The sequence below is a fragment of the Pseudomonas sp. S60 genome (assembly GCF_016647865.1).
In the GTDB taxonomy this organism is placed as follows: domain Bacteria; phylum Pseudomonadota; class Gammaproteobacteria; order Pseudomonadales; family Pseudomonadaceae; genus Aquipseudomonas; species Aquipseudomonas parafulva.
In genome coordinates this window covers 1-17,069 of sequence record NZ_JACVVH010000014.1, presented here as the reverse complement: position 1 = coordinate 17,069, position 17,069 = coordinate 1, and the positions used below count along the sequence as shown (strand labels likewise).

Genomic DNA, 17,069 nt, shown 5'->3' with positions numbered 1-17,069 from the left:
GCGGGAAAGTGTTCAGGCGTTGGCGCGGGACTTCTTCAGGCCCTGGCGCACGGCAGGGCGCTGTTCCAGTTGGTCGAGCCATGCCTTGACGGCAGGAAAGGCGCCGATGTCCAGGCCCAGCTCCTCATAGGTGCGCAGCCAGGTGAACAGCGCGATGTCGGCAATGGTGTAGCGGTCTCCCGCAATGAACGGGCGCTTGCTCAATTCGCCCTCGACCACCCCATACAGGCGCAAGGACTCGCGGGTGTAGCGCTCCAGCGCCTGGGCATTTTTGACGTCGGTGCCGTGCCTGAACCACCACAGTTGCCCCAGCATCGGGCCAATGCTAGCGATTTGAAAGCTCAGCCATTGCTGGATCAGCAGCTTGTCCACGCCCTGTTCACCGCCCAGTTGCCCCTGTTGCTCGGCGAGGTAGGTGAGGATTACCGCTGACTCGAACAAGGTGCGCCCCTGTGCGGTATCGACCAGCACGGGGATCTTGCCGTTAGGGTTGAGCTTCACGAAGTCGGGCTGCTTCTGGTCGCCCTTGCCCAGGTCGAGGTCGGTCTGCTCGTAGTCGAGCCCCAGTTCTTCCAGAGCGATCGAGATTTTCTGGCCGTTTGGGGTGTCGGCGGTGTACAGGCGCAGCGATGCAGACGTAGCCATAGGATCCTTCCTTTGTGGTTGCATTTGCAATCAGTCTGCATTATCCCTATTGCAGATCGCAAGACCTGCATGAGGAGTTTCAAGGATGGACCACCTGCGCCTACAGCACACCCCCAATACCATGTCGGCCGCTCAAGCCTGCATCGCCGAGATCGAGCGGGGGTACCGGGACAAGGCGGGCACTCACGGCTCGCCGCTGTTCACGGTCTTTGATTTGCTCAAGCGACTGCAGGGCAGTACCACGACCAGTGGGCAATTCTGGATGATCAACGACCGCGCCACCGACCCTCAGGGCGGTACGGCGATCAGCGCATGGCCCTTGTGGTTCAGCGAGCAGTCGCGCCGCGACGAGCGCCCGCTTTTCTACATGACGCAGGCACCGACGTCGGCCGAGGTGTCCATGCTGACTGCCCAGACGGCTGAACGCGGGATCATCCTCAATGACATCGAGTCCTCACCGTCGCGCTGGGCGAAGGGCGCGCATCCCTGGCTACCTCTGTGGCTGGCGTCCAACCGCAGGTGCACGCCGTTCGACCCGGCCTGCGGGGATGAGGCCAAGGCGATTCTGGTCGGTGCACTGCACGAGCTGTATCTGGAAGGCGCGCCAGGCTTCTGCTACATGACGTTGCACGATATCCCTGGCGAAGGGCTGGCCTGCGACCGTTCGGCCGCGCATCTGGGCATGTACCGCCTGACGTCGGCCCCTGAGGGGGCCTTGGCGCAGGTGCGCTTGCTGGGAGCAGGGCTGATGCTGCGCGAGGTGCGCGCGGCGGCGGCTTTGCTGCACGGGGAGTGGGGGCTTGATGCAGAGGTCTGGAGTTGCCCCAGCTACACACGGCTGGCACGTGATGCCGAGCGGCAGGCCCGGTCCAGGCGCCTGCAGCGCGCCGAGCCGCCTGTCAGTTGCCACCTGCAACAGTGCCTGGGTACCAGTGAGGTACCGGTGGTCGCGGTCACGGGTTATGCCGAGTTTGTCGCTGCGCAGCTCGGCGCCTATGTCGCGGCGCCCTTCACGGCATTGGGGGCCGATAGCCTGGACCCTAACCAGCACCTCGATCGCCACTGGATCGTGGTTACGGTGCTGCGCGCCTTGGCCGAGCGTGGCGAAGTGAGCACTGCAAGTGTGAGCGAGGCGCTGTCGCGCTACCGCTTGGCCTGACCGGGTGTTGGCGACAGGCGAGCGTTACGGCTCGCCTGCTCCAATGCACTGGCGAAGACGCGCTGTTGTTCCTCGTCGAATGCCACCAGAAACAGCTCTTCGACGGAGTGCTTGTACACCGCCCACATCCGTTTGCGCAGGTCCCGGCCGCTGTCTGTGATACGGGCAATTGCACCCCGTCCGTCCTCGGCCGCTTTCTCCCGGGCCACGTAGCCGTCCTTCTCCAGGCGGTCGACCAGGCGGGTCAGGTTGTAGCGTTCGATGGCCATGACGTCGGCCAGTTCGTGCATGCGTCGCGCGCCCTGTTCGCCGCTTTCGATCCCCCACAGGGCGTCGTACCACGCGTAGGGCGGCAGCCCCTGTTCGGCCAGGCGCCGCTCGATTTCCCGGATGAGGCAGCGGTGCGCACGGATGAAGCTGTACCAGAGGTCTGGCGTCGGGATGGTCATGGGTTCTTCCAGGTCAGGGCTGTTCATTGCAGTTGCAATCATACAGACATTGACGATAGATTTAATTGCAAGTGCAACTAAGGGTTGGTTGAACAACGACCAGCTGATGCCACATCAAGGAGAGTGACCAATGGCGCAGGGCTATCCGCTTCGCGATGAAGACCCTCAAGAAACCCGCGAATGGATCGATTCGATTGCATCGGTCGTCGAGGTCGAGGGGCGCCCACGCGCGCACTTCCTGATCGACCAGCTGCTCGACTTCGACGTTTCCGTGCACGGCGACTTCCACGGGCGGGTGACCACCCCGTATGTCAACAGCATCCCCCCCGAGCGCGAGCTGCCTTACCCGGGTGACCTGGATGTCGAGAAACGCCTGAACGCCTACATCCGCTGGAACGCGCTAACCATGGTGCTGCGCGCCGGCAAGCATTCCGGCGTTGGTGGCCATATCGCCACCTATGCCTCGGCGGCGGTGCTGTATGACGTGGGGTTCGATCACTTCTTCCGTGGCCGCAGCGACACCTTTGCGGGCGATATGGTCTACATCCAGGGCCACTCGGCACCCGGCATCTATGGCCGCGCCTATACCGAAGGGCGCCTGAGTGAAGAGCAACTGGACAACTTCCGCCGCGAAACCGACCGTGATGGTGTGTCTTCCTACCCGCACCCGCGCCTGATGCCGGACTTCTGGCAGTTCCCGACGGTATCCATGGGCCTGGGCCCGATCACCGCGGCGTACCAGGCGCGCTTCATGCGCTACCTCGAAAGCCGTGGGCTGAAGGAGCATCAGGGCCGCAAGGTCTGGGCGTTTCTCGGCGATGGCGAGATGGACCAGCCCGAGTCGCTGGCCGCCATCTCGCTGGCCGGCCGCGAGAAGCTCGACAACATCATCTTCGTGGTCAACTGCAACCTGCAACGCCTGGATGGCCCGGTGCGCGGCAACGGCAAAGTGATCCAGGAGTTCGAGAGCCTGTACCGCGCCGCTGGCTGGAACGTCATCAAGGTGATCTGGGGCAGTGGCTGGGACGCACTGCTGGCCAAGGACAAAACCGGCTTGCTGCGCCAGCGCATGATGGAATGTGTGGATGGCGAGTACCAGACCTACAAGTCGCAGAACGGCGCCTACGTGCGTGAGCATTTCTTTGGCAAGTACCCTGAGCTGCTGGAGCTGGTCAGCGACCTGAGCGATGAGCAGATCTGGAAGCTGTCGCGCGGCGGCCACGACCCGGTCAAGGTCTACAACGCCTATGCCTCGGCCACCCGTCATAAAGGCAGGCCCACGGTGATCCTGGCCAAAACGGTCAAGGGGTTCGGTATGGGGGAGGCGGGTGAAGGGCAGAATATCAACCACCAGTTGAAGAAGATGGGCGCCGATGCGGTGAAGGCATTCAGCCACCGCTTTGGCCTGGAACTGACTGACGACCAACTGGGTGAGCTGCCTTACCTGCGCCCAGCGGATGACAGCGTAGAGGCCCGCTACCTCAAAGGCCGCCGCGACAGCCTGGGTGGCCAGGTGCCGGCGCGTCACGCTCAGGTGGAGCCGCTGCAAATCCCGCCGTTGTCCACGCTCGACGCTCAGCTCAAGGGCACGGGCGAGCGCTCCATTTCCACCACCATGGCCTTTGTGCGTATCCTCAGCACCTTGTTGAAGGACCCCAACATCGGCAAGCTTGTGGTGCCCATCGTGCCGGACGAGTCACGTACCTTCGGCATGGAAAACCTGTTCCGCCAGATCGGCATCCACTCCCATGTGGGCCAGCTCTACACCCCACAGGACGCCGGTACGCTGTCGTACTACAAAGAGAGCGTAGACGGCCAGATCATGCAGGAGGGCCTTAACGAGTCGGGTGCCACGTCCTCGTGGATTGCCGCCAGTACCTCGTATGCCAACCACGGCGTCATGACGCTGCCGTTCTACATTTTCTACTCGATGTTCGGCTTCCAGCGTGTGGGCGACCTGTTGTGGGCCGCAGGCGATGCGCGCGCCCGTGGTTTCCTGCTGGGCGCTACGTCGGGGCGCACCACGCTGATGGGCGAAGGCTTGCAGCACGACGACGGCCACAGCCATGTGATGTCGGCTACCGTGCCTTGCTGCGTGTCGTACGACCCCACCTACGCCTACGAGCTGGCAGTGATCGTGCACGACGGCATGCGCCGCATGTACGTCGAGCAGGAAGACATCTACTACTACATCACCGTACTCAACGAGAACTACCCGCACCCCGACCTGCCGCAGGGTAGCGAGGCGGGCATTCTCAAAGGCCTGTACCGGCTGCCTATCGAGCACGCCAGCAACGAAAAGCGCCATGTCCAGCTGATGGGCAGCGGCTCGATCCTGCCCGAGGTCATCGCGGCGGCCGATATTCTGGCACGTGATTACGGGGTCAGCAGTGAAATCTGGAGCGCGACCAGCCTCACCGAGGTGCGGCGCGATGCCCAGCAGGCCGAGCGCTGGAACCTGTTGCACCCGCTGGATGAGCCCAAAGTGCCTTACCTGACTGAAGTGCTGGAAGGCCACCCTGGCCCGGTGGTGGTGGCTACGGATTACATGAAGATCCATGCCGATCAAATCCGGCCGTGGGTGGGCAACCGTCGTTTCGTGGCGCTGGGCACCGACGGCTTCGGTCAGTCCGACACCCGCGAGGCGTTACGCAGGCACTTCGAGGTGGACCGGCAGTTTGTGGTGCTGGCAGCGCTGAAGGCGTTGGCGGACGACGGCGTGCTTGGCCGCGATGTGGTGGCCAAGACGCTGGCGGACATGGAAATCGACGTGGACAAGGTCGACCCCATTACCGTGTGAAGCTGTCGCGGCGAGCAAGGCCTTATTCGGAACCCGGGGTGTGCCCGAAGTAGGCCTTGTACGCATGGCAGAAATTGGCCGGGTTGGCATAGCCGACATGGTAGGCAATCTGCGAGATCTGCCACTTGCGCTCCAGCACGAGCAGCCGCGCGAGCTCCAGGCGCTGCCGCCGTACGTGCTGCAGGATGGAATACCCAAACTGCTGGTTGAACGTACGGCGCAGCGTGGTTTCGCTCACGTTCAACTGGCGGGCAAGCTGGGCGACGGTTGGCGGGGCAGTTGGGCTGCTGTCGAGCAAACGGCGTGTTTCCAGTGCCAGGTCACTGCGGCTGCGGTCTTCGTGCAGCGTGGGTTTTGGGGCCAGGCCAGACAGATGGCTGGCCAACTCCACAACGATCCCAAGGCTGAGGCTTTCATAGTGCAAGCGCCTCAAGCTGCCGTGGTAGGGCGAGCGGTAGAGTTGCTGGAACAGACGGCTCAAGGAAGGGCTTTGGGGCAGTTGGTTGAACTGCATGCCGTTGCCCATCAGCGCCAGCAGCGGCTTGAACTGCACATCGTCCTGGGCCAGCTCGCGCAGCGCATCGCCGGCAATACGCACACCCGCCATGCGCGCATGGCTGTGGACCGGCAACTGGTCTTGAGCTTCCAGGCTTTCGCTCAAGCCCAGCACATGCAAACGGCCGGCATCGTACTGGTTCAGCGTGCCATCTACCTTGTGCTGCCATATCCCGTCGAACACCTGCACGATGCACAGGCTTTCAGGTAGCACCTTGTCGATGCGCAGCGGTTCTGCAAAATGCAGATGGCAATCGAAGTACTGCAAACCCTCCCGCACCGTCTGCGCCCGATAGTGCCCTGTGGCGCTGCCCATTACCTGCGCTGCACGCGTATCCAGCACGCCAGCCTGGGCCAGCGAGCCGGGGCTGTCGAAACTGAAGGTGGTGTCCAGGTAAGGGGTCAGCGATTGCATGGGGGCAGTGGTTCTCGTCAGGGTTGCGTAGGGCAGAAGTGGGACCGCGCGCGCATTTTCGGCAATGGCCGTTGTGATCAGCCGGCTGATTGTTGTGAGGGTCGGGCAGGTGACTTGGCAGCGTGCATATTGAGGCTTTCAATACGCGTTTGTTGCAGATCAGGAAACAAAATCATGACCGGTTATCTTAAATGGCCAGCTTTGCTGGCTGCTTGCTTCAGCTTGTGGTTCGGCCAGGCTCAGGCCGAGGAGCGCCCTGAAGTGGCAAAGCATGTTGTCGCTTACCTGGGCACTGAAGGTGCCAAGGTATGGACGCTGCGTATTGGCGACCGCGCCGCCAACGAGGCGCTGGTGCAGGTCGAGGGCATCGACCACGACTGGGATATGCGCATTCAGAAAATGCACGTTGAAAAGACCAGCAAGGACACGCGCTACTGGACCACCGTTGACGGCAAGAAATTCGTCGCGCTGATCGTGCAGGGCACGTGGGGCGGCGAGCTGTACCTGCCCGGCGAAGCGCAGCCGCGCCCGGTGGGCTATTCAGAAGGCCTGTCACAGCAGGGTAATGCCGAAGCCTTCCTCACCGATTACCTCGCTGCCAAGAAATAAGACAGCTTTGCAGGGGTAATGCCTGCTTCGAAAGCCTGCATCCTGCTCGCGAAGAGGCAACCCCTGTACCCCTTGCGGCTCAGTGACCCGGCAGCATACGCACCAGTACATCGTCACGCCGTACCCGATGGTGGAACACTGCCGCCACTACGTGCAGCCCGACCACCCCCCACGCCACCCATTTGCCGATGAAATGGTGAATATCGTCGATGGGGACTTCGAACGCTTCATAGCTCACCCCATACGTGGCACTGATCCACGCAAACGCGGCTGTCTCGTTGAAGCCTGTCACGCTGAACACGCCGTAGTCCGTAGGCGCCCCCGTACCCAGGTAGCCGGTCAGCGGCATGACGATCAGCAACCCGTAAAGCCCCCAATGGGCTACCTGCGCCAGCCGGTGCTCGAGCTTCGAGCCAGGCGGGCTGTGTGGCTGTACCTGCAGCAGGCGCCACAGCAGCCGCGGCAGCACCAGGAAGCCCACCAGCAAACCCAGCGCCCAATGCACGTTCAGCACGGGCCAGGACTCTGGCGAGGTGTCGTCCATGAACCAGATGACGTAATAGACCACGATGTAGGCGGCGATGAACGCGGCGGCGGTGGTCCAGTGGAAGAACTTGGCGAGGGCGCCAAAACGTGTGGCGGTGTTGCGCCATTGCATTGTGTTTCTCCTGGCAGGGTGGCGTCAGCGGGTAAGCAGGTTGCCCAACAGGCGATCCAGGCTGTCGAGGGCCTCGCCCAGGCGTGTTTCGATTTCGGCGTCCGGCTCGGCGATCCAGAATGACGCTTCGGTGACCGCGCCATAGATCATCCGCGCAGTCACCCCGGTGTGCAGTGGCGCCACGCTGCCCTCGGCGACCAGCCCGTCCAGCGCCTGCTGCAAAGCAGCAACGCCGACCGAACGCGCAGCGGGGGGCACATCGCCAAACACCGCGCGGGCATCTTGCAGGATGATCCGGCGTATTTCCGGCTCCAGCGCCAGCTCCAGGTACGTGCGGCAGCGGCGGCGGAAACCCTCCCAGGGCGTAGGGGCCGCGTCGGAGACAGCTTGCAGGCGTTCGCCCACTTCCGCCTCGATTTGCTCGATGACCGCGATCAGCAGCCCCTCTTTGTTGCCGAAATGGTGGTACAGCGCCCCACGGGTCAGGCACACCTGCGCCGTGAAGTCGTCCATTGAGGTATTGGCGAAACCTTGGGTGGCAAACACCTGCCGCGCGATCGCCACCAGCTTGGCACGGGTTTCCTCGATCATGCTGGAGCGGGTGCGCCGTTGTGGCTGGGTCATGGGCTGTCCTGAACAAATCGCATACGCCGCGTACGTTAATTTGCATACGCGGCGCATGTCAATATAATCGTGAGCTTACCCAGTGCGCCGTTGAGCGCCAGGAGACCTAGATGGAAGTCATTGCAACCGAGCGGCTGATCTTGAGGCCATTCGCCAAGGAGGATGCGGCTGATCTTTTCGAGTATCTGCACCAACCCGTCTCCAGCTGCTTCCTGTCGCTCGCCCTCGCGAACGTGCAGGCGGCCGAGTGCGAAGCGCTGGACCGGGCATCCGGCAGCAAGTACCTGGCGGTATGCTTGCGTACCTCCGGCAAGCTGATTGGCGATCTGTTCGCTGAAGCCGAGGACGATACGTTCTCGGTGGGCTGGAACTTCAACCCAGCCTTCGGCGGCCAAGGCTATGCCCATGAGGCCGCTGCCCAGTTGTTCGCCCACCTGTTCGAGCAGCGCGCGGCGCGCCGGCTGTACGCCTACGTGGAAGACACTAACAAGTCATCCGAGCGGCTGTGCGAGAAGCTCGGCATGCGCCGCGAAGGCGTCTTCAAAGAGTTCGTGACGTTCAAGAACGACCAGGACGGGCTGCCGATCTACGAAAACACCCAGCAGTACGCCTTGCTGCGCCACGAATGGGCAACGGCGTGTGCCCTGCGAGACCGTGCTTCGGGCTGTTGAATAAGGTGTAAATGGGAATTTGGCGCGGCATTTTCCGTATTGCAACCCGCTTTGCGGGACGCGGTGGGCGCTGCGGCAACACTTCACTTAATCTTTCGCAAATGCAGGTGTATCGTATTCGCCCTTGATCGTCAGCCATGCTGGCAGCTTGATAGCGCCTAACACGAGGTTCCCGCTGCATGTCCTTCACCCGTCGACAAATGCTCAAAGGCCTGACCGGCCTGGTTGTGGTTGGCCTGGGCGCCGGTGGCGCTGCACGGTACTGGCTGGGCAAGGTCGAGGACGATAACGCGGGCCACGACTACGAGCTGATTGCGGCGCCGCTGGAGGTAGAGCTGGTGGCCGGGCACAAGACCGAGGCCTGGGCCTTTGGCCCCAGCGCCCCGGGTACCGAATTGCGGGTGCGTCAGGGCACCTGGCTGCGGGTACGCTTCATCAACCACCTGCCGATCGAAACCACCATCCACTGGCATGGCATTCGCCTGCCGCTGGAAATGGACGGCGTGCCCTACGTATCGCAGTTGCCGGTCAAACCGGGGGAGTATTTCGACTACAAGTTCCGCGTGCCAGACGCCGGCAGCTATTGGTACCACCCTCACGTCAGCAGCTCCGAAGAGCTTGGCCGTGGCCTGGTTGGGCCGCTGATTGTCGAGGAGCGCGAGCCCACGGGCTTCCAGCACGAGCGCACCCTCAGCCTGAAAACCTGGCATGTGGACGAGCAGGGCGCCTGGATGCCCTTCAGCGTCCCACGCGAAGCTGCGCGCAACGGCACCGCCGGGCGGCTGATCACCATCAATGGCCAGGCCGATGCCGTCACCGAGTTGCCGGCCGGGCAAGTGGTGCGGGTGCGGCTGCTGAACCTGGACAACACCTGGACCTACCGGCTCAACCTCAAGGGCAACTGCGAGGCACGGGTATATGCGCTGGATGGCAACCCCATTACTCCGCGGCCGCTGGAGGATGAGTACTGGCTGGGCCCGGGCATGCGCATCTGCCTGGCCATTCGCATCCCACAGGCGGGTGAAGAGATCTCGCTGCGCGACGGTTTTGTACGTTTGGGTACCCTGCGTTCGGTGGCCAGCAACGACACCCCCGGTGACTGGCCGGCGGCATTGCCCGCCAACCCGATCGCCGAGCCGGACCTGGAGAATGCCGAAAAGCTGAACTTCAATTTCGAATGGGCGGGCAAGGTGTCGGTAGGCACCGACCAGGGCAAGCCCCCCAGCCTTTGGCAGATCAACGGCCAGGCCTGGGATATCACCGACAAGACCTGCGCCGACCGCCCGATCGCTACGCTCAAACAGGGCAAGAGCTACATCTTCGAGCTGAAGAACATGACCCAGTACCAGCACCCCATCCACCTGCATGGCATGAGCTTCAAGGTGATCGGGTCGAATCGCCACGACATCAAGGAGCCCTGGTTTACCGACACCTACCTGCTGGGCCGCAACGAGCGTGCTCAGGTGGCGCTGGTGGCCGATAACCCTGGCACGTGGATGTTCCACTGCCATGTCATCGACCACATGGAAACCGGCCTGATGGCCGCGATCGCGGTGGTTTGATGCGCCCGCAGATCATCGACCGCAGCCGCGACCAGGACTTCATGCGCATGGCCCTGGCCCTGGCCGCCGAGGGTGCGCAACTGGGTGAGGTGCCGGTGGGAGCGGTGCTGGTGCAACATGGCCAGGTGATTGGCCAAGGTTTTAACCGGCCAATCACCGACAGCGACCCCAGCGCGCACGCCGAAATGGTTGCCATCCGTGCTGCCGCGCACGCGGTCAGCAATTACCGCCTGCCGGGCAGCACGCTTTACGTGACGCTTGAGCCCTGCAGCATGTGTGCGGGGCTGATTGTGCATTCGCGGGTGGCGCGGGTGGTATACGGGGCGCTGGAGCCAAAGGCGGGTATCGTGCAAAGCCAGGGCCAGTTCTTCAACCAAGGCTTTCTCAACCATCGCGTGATGTTCGAGGGTGGGATACTGGCCGAGGAATGCGGGCAGATCTTGAGCGAGTTCTTCAAAGCTCGCCGCGCCAAGAGCTGAGCGGCTGCGGCCCTGATCTCGGCAAGCCACCGATCTCTCAAGCACGCCACGCCACCTGTGGGAGCGGGTTTACCCGCGAAGCAGGCAGCGCGGTGCATGGCACCGGCTTCGCCGGTGTTCGCGGGTAAACCCGCTCCCACAGTGATTGCGCGAGCTTTGAGATCTTGTGGAAGACAGTTGCTTCCACAGGGCCCTGCTAAATCCATGAGCCTTGTGCGGTGGCTTGCAGGCGACAGGGCCCGCGAGCTTACATCGGCGGTGACTGCTCCGCGGGCTTGTCCTTGTTCACGCCGGGGACATGCAGGTTGCCCTCGGCCACCTGGCCTTCCAGCTGAGGCTGGGTCACCCAGGTCAGGATGTCGTAGTACCGCCGAATGTTGGCGACGAAGTGCACCGGCTCGCCGCCGCGGGCGTACCCGTATTTGGTCTGGCGGTACCACTGCTTCTGCGAGAGCCGTGGCAGCATCTTTTTCACATCCAGCCATTTATTGGGGTTGAGCTTTTCACGCTTGGCCAGGGTGCGTGCATCTTCAAGGTGCCCGGTGCCCACGTTGTAGGCTGCCAGCGCGAACCAGGTGCGGTCCGGTTCCTGAATGCTGTCGTCCAGCTCGGCCTTGATCTTCATGAAGTACTTGGCGCCGCCCTGGATGCTCTGCCTGGGGTCCAGGCGGTTGGACACACCCATGGCCTGGGCCGTGCGCTGGGTCAGCATCATCAGGCCGCGCACGCCGGTCTTGGAGGTGACTTCCGGCTGCCACATGGATTCCTGGTAGCCAATGGCTGCCAGCAGGCGCCAGTCCACCTGCTCGACCTTGGCGTAGCTTTTGAAGTGTTTTTCGTACTTGGGCAGGCGCTGCTGCAGGTGCTGGGCGAAGGTGTAGGCGCCCACATAGCCCAGCACGTCGACGTGCCCGTAGTAGCGGTCTTTCAGGCGCTGCAGGGTGCCGTTCTTCTGCGCTTTGTCGAGGAATGCATTCACCTCGTTGAGCAGGCTGTTGTCTTCGCCAGGTGCCACGGCCCAACGCTGGTCGCGGGTGTCGCCCAGGTCGAAGGCCACGCGTACATTGGGGAAGTACACCTGGTTCATGGCCAGTTCGTTGGAGTCCACCAGGGTCAGGTCGATCTGGCCTTCGTCCACCATGCGCAGCAGGTCGACTACCTCGACGGCATCGGATTCCTCGTATTGCAGGCCGGGGTACTGCTTTTTCAATTCGGCCAGCTGGTCGGCATGGCTGCTGCCCTTGAGCACCAGGATCTTCTTGCCGACCAGGCCCTGGGCATCGGTAGGGCGTGGGCGGCCGTTGCGGTAGATGACCTGGGGGGTCACCTCGAGGTAGGGGTGGGAGAACCGGGCCTGGGCCTTGCGCCGCTCGCTGGTGACCAGCCCCGCCGCCGCCAGGACTGGCCCGGACGGTTTGCCCAGGTCGTCGAACAGTTCGTCGAGGTTGTCTGCGGTTTCGATTTCCAGCTTCACGCCCAGATCGTCGGCGAAATGCTTGACCAGCTCGTACTCGAAGCCGGTTTCGCCGTTGCGATCCTGGAAGTAGGTGGCCGGGCTGTTGCGGGTGACCACGCGCAGCACGCCGTCCTCCTTCACGCGCTCAAGGGTGCTGGGTTTTTCAACGCAGGCACCGAGCAGCAGAAAGAGACCGGTTGCGAAAAGCCATTTGGCGCAACGCTGGCGCAAAGCAGTGTGGGCGAACATAGGTTGCAGTATACGCAAAGGACTGGCTGCGCCATATCTCGACAACTACCAGGGAGTCTGATAGCGGCTTTTGAGCGGCAAGCGGCAAGCGGCAAGCGGCAAGCTGCAAGCTGCAAGCTGCAAGCTGCAAGCTGCAAGCTGCAAGCTGCAAGAAAAAGCGGATGCGGCACGGTTCGCTCTTTCTTGCAGCTTGACGCTTGCAGCTTACCGCTGCTTTTCTGACCCGAAAGTCCGGTTCGGCCGCTTGGCAGGCGTGGCGCAGAGCGGGTGCCGAAGCCATCGAATTAGGCTAGAATGCACGGCCTCCAAGTACACCCCTTCTGAGGCTGTCCCGACGATGTTGATCCTGCGCGGCGCTCCTGCCCTTTCTGCCTTTCGCCACGGTAAATTACTCGAGCAACTGAGCCAGAAAGTCCCCGCTGTTACTGGTTTGTATGCCGAATTCGCCCATTTCGCCGATGTCGACGGCGAGCTGACCGCTGACCAGCAGCAGGTGCTGGGCCGTCTGCTCAAGTACGGCCCCAGCGTACCGGTACAGGAACCCACCGGTCGTCTGTTCCTGGTCGTGCCGCGCCTGGGCACCATCTCGCCCTGGGCGAGCAAGGCCAGCGACATCGCCCATAACTGCGGCCTGCAGTCGATCCAGCGCCTGGAGCGCGGCATCGCCTATTACGTTGCCGGCAACCTCAGCGAGGCCGACGCCAGCCGCGTCGCTGCCGAGTTGCACGACCGCATGACCCAGCGCGTGCTCGGCCAGCTGGAGCAGGCCGCCGACATGTTCAGCCATGCCCAGCCCAAGCCGATGACCTCGGTAGACATCCTGGCCGGTGGCCGTGATGCGCTGGCCAAGGCCAACATCGACCTGGGCCTGGCCTTGGCCGAAGACGAGATCGACTACCTGGTCAATGCGTTCCAGGGCCTCAAGCGCAACCCGAACGACATCGAACTGATGATGTTCGCCCAGGCCAACTCCGAGCACTGCCGCCACAAGATCTTCAACGCCAGTTGGGACATCGACGGCCAGGCCCAGGAAAAAAGCCTGTTCGGCATGATCAAGAACACCTACCAGATGCACAGCGAGGGCGTGCTGTCGGCCTACAAGGACAACGCCTCGGTCATCGTCGGTAACGTCGCCGGGCGTTTCTTCCCCAACCCTGAAACCCGCCAGTACGGTGCGGTGCAGGAGCCGGTGCACATCCTGATGAAGGTGGAAACCCACAACCACCCGACCGCCATCGCCCCGTTCTCGGGTGCCTCGACAGGTTCCGGCGGTGAAATCCGCGACGAAGGTGCCACCGGCCGTGGTGCCAAGCCCAAGGCTGGCCTCACCGGCTTCACCGTGTCCAACCTGCGCATCCCCGGCTTCGAGCAGCCATGGGAGCAGGCCTATGGCAAACCCGAGCGCATCGTCGACGCCCTCGACATCATGATCGAAGGCCCGCTGGGCGGCGCTGCGTTCAACAACGAATTCGGCCGCCCGGCCCTGACCGGTTACTTCCGTACCTTCGAGCAAGCCATCAACACCCCCCACGGTGAAGAGGTGCGCGGCTACCACAAGCCGATCATGCTCGCAGGCGGCATGGGCAACATCCGTGAAGACCATGTGCAGAAGGGCGAAATCACCGTTGGCGCCAAGCTGATTGTGCTCGGCGGCCCAGCCATGCTCATCGGCCTGGGCGGCGGGGCTGCTTCGTCCGTGGCTACCGGTGCCAGCTCGGCTGACCTGGACTTCGCCTCGGTACAGCGCGAGAACCCGGAAATGGAGCGCCGCTGCCAGGAGGTCATCGACCGCTGCTGGCAGCTGGGCGACAGCAACCCCATCGCCTTTATTCACGACGTAGGCGCGGGTGGCATCTCCAACGCCTTCCCCGAGCTGGTCAACGACGGTGGCCGCGGTGGCCGCTTCGAACTGCGTAACGTGCCCAACGACGAGCCGGGCATGGCCCCGCACGAAATCTGGAGCAACGAATCGCAGGAGCGTTACGTGCTTGCCGTCAGCGCTGGCGACTTCGAGCGGTTCCAGGCCATTTGCGAGCGCGAGCGTTGCCCGTTCGCGGTGGTCGGTGAAGCGACTGAGGAACCACACCTGACCGTAAGCGACAGCCACTTCAGCAATACCCCGGTGGACATGCCGCTGGACGTATTGCTGGGCAAGCCGCCGCGCATGCACCGTTCGGTCACCCGCGAAGCCGAGCTGGGCGATGACTTCGACCCGAGCGAGCTGGACCTGGACAGCGCCGTTCAGCGCGTGCTCAACCACCCGGCCGTGGCCAGCAAGAGCTTCCTGATCACCATCGGTGACCGCACCATCACCGGCCTGGTCGCCCGCGACCAGATGGTCGGCCCCTGGCAGGTGCCGGTGGCTGACTGCGCAGTGACCGCCACCAGCTTCGACGTCTACACCGGTGAGGCCATGGCCATGGGCGAGCGCACCCCGCTGGCCCTGCTGGATGCCCCGGCGTCCGGTCGCATGGCCATTGGCGAGACCCTGACCAACCTGGCCGCCTCGCGCATCGACAAGCTGTCCGACATCAAGCTGTCGGCCAACTGGATGTCCGCTGCGGGCCACCCGGGTGAGGATGCCCGCCTGTACGACACCGTCAAGGCCGTCGGCATGGAGCTGTGCCCGGAACTGGGCATCACCATCCCGGTCGGTAAAGACTCGATGTCGATGAAGACCAAGTGGAGCGAAGAGGGCGTCGAGAAAAGCGTTACCTCGCCGCTGTCGCTGATCATCACCGGCTTCGCTCCGGTCACCGACATCCGCAAGACCCTCACCCCGCAACTGCGTATGGACAAGGGCGAGACCGACCTGATTCTGGTCGACCTGGGCCGTGGCAAGAACCGCATGGGCGCCTCGATCCTGGCCCAGACCTACGGCAAGATCGCAGCCCAGGCACCCGACGTCGACGACGCCGAAGACCTCAAGGCGTTCTTCGCGGTGATCCAGGGCCTGAACGAAGACGGCCACCTGCTGGCCTACCACGACCGCTCCGATGGCGGCCTGATGACCACCGTGTTGGAAATGGCCTTTGCCGGCCACTGTGGCCTGGACTTGCAACTCGATCCGCTGACCGACAGCAAGGCCGATGTGGCCGCCATCCTCTTCAACGAAGAGCTGGGCGCGGTGATCCAGGTTCGCCAGGATGCCACCCCGGACGTTCTGGCCCAGTTCAGCGCCGCCGGCCTGGGCGAGCAGTGCGTGGCCGTGATCGGCAAGCCGGTCAACAACGCCGAGGTGTCCATCAGCCTGAACGGTGAAGTGCTGTTCGACGACGACCGCCGCATGCTGCAGCGTCAGTGGGCCGAAACCAGCTACCAGGTGCAGCGCCTGCGCGACAACGCCGATTGCGCCGATCAGGAATTCGACCTGCTGCTGGAAGAAGACAACCCTGGCCTGTCGGTGAAGCTGGGCTTCGACGTCAACGATGACGTGGCTGCCCCCTACATCAAGAAAGGCATTCGCCCACAGGTGGCCATCCTGCGTGAGCAGGGCGTCAACGGCCAGGTCGAGATGGCTGCCGCCTTCGACCGCGCAGGCTTCGCCGCCATCGACGTACACATGAGCGATATCCTGGCGGGTCGTGTCGACTTCGAGGCCTTCAAGGGCCTGGTCGCCTGCGGTGGTTTCTCCTACGGTGACGTGCTGGGTGCAGGTGAGGGCTGGGCCAAGTCGGCGCTGTTCAACAGCCGCGCCCGCGATGCTTTCCAGGCCTTCTTCGAGCGCAGCGACAGCTTCGCCCTGGGCGTGTGCAACGGTTGCCAGATGATGTCCAACCTGCACGAGCTGATCCCGGGCACCGAGTACTGGCCGCACTTCGTGCGCAACCGGTCCGAACAGTTCGAGGCGCGGGTGGCCATGGTCGAGGTGCAGAAGTCCAACTCGATCTTCTTGCAGGGTATGGCCGGTTCGCGCATGCCAATTGCCATCGCCCACGGTGAAGGCCATGCCGAGTTCGCCAGCGAAGAGGCATTGGTGGAAGCGGATGTTTCCGGTTGCGTGGCAATGCGCTACGTCGACAACCACGGCAAGATCACCGAAGCCTACCCGGCCAACCCGAACGGCTCGCCGCGCGGTATCACTGGTCTCACCAGCCGCGATGGCCGTGTAACCATCATGATGCCGCACCCGGAGCGTATGTTCCGTGCCGTGCAGAACTCCTGGCGCCCGGATGAGTGGCAGGAAGACGCGGCACTTATGCGCATGTTCCGCAATGCTCGGGTGTGGGTGAACTAAGGCGTGTATAAGCTCGCCTTCTTTGTCCCTGCCAGCCATGTGGAGGTGGTAAAGGCTGCTGTGTTCGCCGCTGGTGGCGGGCGCATCGGTGGGTATGACCACTGCGCTTGGCAGGCCTTGGGCCAGGGGCAGTTTCGCCCGTTGGACGGCAGCCAGCCGTACCTCGGGCAGGCTGGCCAGGTCGAGGTGGTGGAGGAGTGGAAGGTGGAGCTTGTGGTTGCTGACGGCCTGATTGCTCAGGTCGTCGCTGCGCTCAAGGGGAGCCATCCTTATGAGACGCCGGCTTATGAGGTATGGCGCCTTGCCGAATTCTAGTGTTCGAATTGGACGTTTGTTTATCTATTGAGAGTGTTTGCTCGGTATATGAGCACATTCTGGATAGGCTTGAAGCTTGAAGTTTTGCGTGGGTATTGAGAGTGGGCTTAGTCCATTTACGATGGAGACGCTTAATCACCTTTTCGCCCTTACGGCGAGTCACTTTTTGTCAAACGCGACAAAAAG

Annotated in this window: 14 protein-coding genes; 8 read left to right on the top strand and 6 right to left on the bottom strand. The window is 62.9% G+C overall.

Annotation, left to right across the window (positions count from 1 at the left end; translation table 11 throughout):
* Positions 1–12: 12 nt before the first annotated feature.
* Complete coding sequence (locus IAE33_RS08995) at positions 13–645, bottom strand: glutathione S-transferase family protein (protein WP_028634815.1); 633 nt, start codon at positions 643–645, stop codon at positions 13–15.
* Positions 646–730: 85 nt separating this feature from the next.
* Between IAE33_RS08995 and IAE33_RS08990 the strand changes: the two genes are divergently transcribed.
* The gene (locus IAE33_RS08990) at positions 731–1,804 is read left to right on the top strand and encodes a transketolase-like TK C-terminal-containing protein (RefSeq protein ID WP_201163237.1); all 1,074 of its coding nucleotides are present in this window, start codon (positions 731–733) and stop codon (positions 1,802–1,804) included.
* Here IAE33_RS08990 and IAE33_RS08985 read toward each other — a convergent pair.
* The gene (locus tag IAE33_RS08985; RefSeq protein ID WP_201163292.1) at positions 1,789–2,253 is read right to left on the bottom strand and encodes a MarR family winged helix-turn-helix transcriptional regulator; all 465 of its coding nucleotides are present in this window, start codon (positions 2,251–2,253) and stop codon (positions 1,789–1,791) included. The two genes, IAE33_RS08990 and IAE33_RS08985, sit on opposite strands and share 16 nt — an antisense overlap.
* A 130-nt stretch (positions 2,254–2,383) precedes the next feature.
* On the opposite strand from IAE33_RS08985, the gene aceE reads away from it, so the two are divergent.
* Positions 2,384–5,053, top strand: coding sequence for a pyruvate dehydrogenase (acetyl-transferring), homodimeric type (aceE, locus tag IAE33_RS08980; protein ID WP_201163236.1), 2,670 nt, complete (start codon positions 2,384–2,386; stop codon positions 5,051–5,053).
* 22 nt (positions 5,054–5,075) lie between these two features.
* Here the strand turns inward: aceE and IAE33_RS08975 are convergent, their stop codons facing one another.
* Positions 5,076–6,023, bottom strand: coding sequence for a helix-turn-helix transcriptional regulator (locus tag IAE33_RS08975; protein ID WP_201163235.1), 948 nt, complete (start codon positions 6,021–6,023; stop codon positions 5,076–5,078).
* A gap of 174 nt (positions 6,024–6,197) precedes the next feature.
* On the opposite strand from IAE33_RS08975, the gene IAE33_RS08970 reads away from it, so the two are divergent.
* On the top strand, positions 6,198–6,632 hold the full coding sequence (locus IAE33_RS08970; RefSeq protein ID WP_033728165.1) for a hypothetical protein: 435 nt from the start codon (positions 6,198–6,200) through the stop codon (positions 6,630–6,632).
* 79 nt (positions 6,633–6,711) lie between these two features.
* Here the strand turns inward: IAE33_RS08970 and IAE33_RS08965 are convergent, their stop codons facing one another.
* The gene (locus IAE33_RS08965; protein WP_060483452.1) at positions 6,712–7,290 is read right to left on the bottom strand and encodes a cytochrome b; all 579 of its coding nucleotides are present in this window, start codon (positions 7,288–7,290) and stop codon (positions 6,712–6,714) included.
* A 24-nt stretch (positions 7,291–7,314) separates the two neighbouring features.
* Positions 7,315–7,914, bottom strand: coding sequence for a TetR/AcrR family transcriptional regulator (locus tag IAE33_RS08960; protein WP_201163234.1), 600 nt, complete (start codon positions 7,912–7,914; stop codon positions 7,315–7,317).
* A 110-nt stretch (positions 7,915–8,024) separates the two neighbouring features.
* Between IAE33_RS08960 and IAE33_RS08955 the strand changes: the two genes are divergently transcribed.
* The 3 genes from IAE33_RS08955 to tadA all read left to right on the top strand — a co-directional run bounded on the left by IAE33_RS08955 (position 8,025) and on the right by tadA (position 10,626).
* On the top strand, positions 8,025–8,585 hold the full coding sequence (locus IAE33_RS08955) for a GNAT family N-acetyltransferase (RefSeq protein WP_201163233.1): 561 nt from the start codon (positions 8,025–8,027) through the stop codon (positions 8,583–8,585).
* Positions 8,586–8,764: 179 nt separating this feature from the next.
* Complete coding sequence (locus IAE33_RS08950) at positions 8,765–10,147, top strand: multicopper oxidase family protein (protein WP_201163232.1); 1,383 nt, start codon at positions 8,765–8,767, stop codon at positions 10,145–10,147.
* The gene (gene tadA / locus IAE33_RS08945) at positions 10,147–10,626 is read left to right on the top strand and encodes a tRNA adenosine(34) deaminase TadA (RefSeq protein WP_201163231.1); all 480 of its coding nucleotides are present in this window, start codon (positions 10,147–10,149) and stop codon (positions 10,624–10,626) included. The genes IAE33_RS08950 and tadA overlap by 1 nt, the downstream gene beginning before the upstream one ends.
* 247 nt (positions 10,627–10,873) lie before the next feature.
* Here the strand turns inward: tadA and mltF are convergent, their stop codons facing one another.
* Positions 10,874–12,331, bottom strand: a complete 1,458-nt coding sequence (gene mltF / locus IAE33_RS08940; RefSeq protein ID WP_201163230.1) for a membrane-bound lytic murein transglycosylase MltF — start codon at positions 12,329–12,331, stop codon at positions 10,874–10,876.
* A 337-nt stretch (positions 12,332–12,668) separates the two neighbouring features.
* On the opposite strand from mltF, the gene purL reads away from it, so the two are divergent.
* Positions 12,669–16,568: a phosphoribosylformylglycinamidine synthase gene (gene purL, locus IAE33_RS08935; protein WP_201163229.1), complete on the top strand. Its 3,900-nt coding sequence runs from the start codon at positions 12,669–12,671 to the stop codon at positions 16,566–16,568.
* Between the two features lie 3 nt (positions 16,569–16,571).
* Positions 16,572–16,883: an NGG1p interacting factor 3 protein, NIF3 gene (locus tag IAE33_RS08930; protein ID WP_028634831.1), complete on the top strand. Its 312-nt coding sequence runs from the start codon at positions 16,572–16,574 to the stop codon at positions 16,881–16,883.
* Positions 16,884–17,069: the final 186 nt, after the last annotated feature.